This is a genomic window from Neisseria sp. P0021.S006 (assembly GCF_051956895.1).
Window position 1 is genome coordinate 1 of sequence record NZ_JBQCWZ010000616.1, and the last position, 796, is coordinate 796.

Annotated in this window: 1 protein-coding gene; it reads right to left on the reverse strand. The window is 42.8% G+C overall.

Annotated elements, in window-relative coordinates; translation table 11 throughout:
• Positions 1 to 311: 311 nt before the first annotated feature.
• The coding region (locus ACTHUM_RS16055; RefSeq protein ID WP_440403430.1) for a formate/nitrite transporter family protein at positions 312 to 796 on the reverse strand (485 nt) is incomplete at its 5' end.

A 796-nucleotide genomic window follows, 5' to 3' on the forward strand; every position in this document is an offset into this window, starting at 1 on the left:
ATGTAACCAATCCATATTAAATTGTAAATAATTAAATTCAGAATACAGTAAATTTTTTGTTTTGCAAAGCACGGAACACGGGCTTTATGAAAAATCGTAGCGCTTTTGAGGGGAACCTATTTGAAAACAAAAGATTGCAAAAATTATCTTAAATTGGAGAAAAGGAAAGACAAGGAAACTATCTTTCCTATAAATGAAACGTTATGCAGAGAAAAAGCGTAATTATGCGACACGAAAGGAGCTGTTCAGACGGCCTGATAACGGCACTACCCCGTATTTCTGATGAATACGGGGTAGTGAGTCAGTTTAAACTAAATAGAAAAATCTTCTTTTAACAAATGTTTATAAGCGAAGAGATAGAAAGCGGCAACAAAAGACGATCCGCCGAGGACATTGCCTAAGAAGACGGGAATCATATTGTAGAAAAATTGACCCCAGCTGACATTTGCGCCTGCCCAAATACCGGCCGGAATGATGAACATATTGGCGACAAAGTGTTGGAAACCGATTAACACGAAGATCATGACCGGAAACCAAGTTGCCAAAATGCGGCCTGAAGTATGACGTGAGCCGAAATAGAACCAAATACCCATGCACACCATCCAGTTACATGCGATAGCGGAAACGAAGGCACGGCCAAAGTCCATATTAACTTTGGCTTCGGCAATGGCAATGGTTTTAGCCGCAGCCGCTCCCTCTGCCAAGCCGACATAGTGGCCGAGGAAATAGGCCATGGCAACAGCGCCTGCCAGATTGCCCAAGCTGACAATGAGCCAGTTGCGTACCAGTTTGTAGG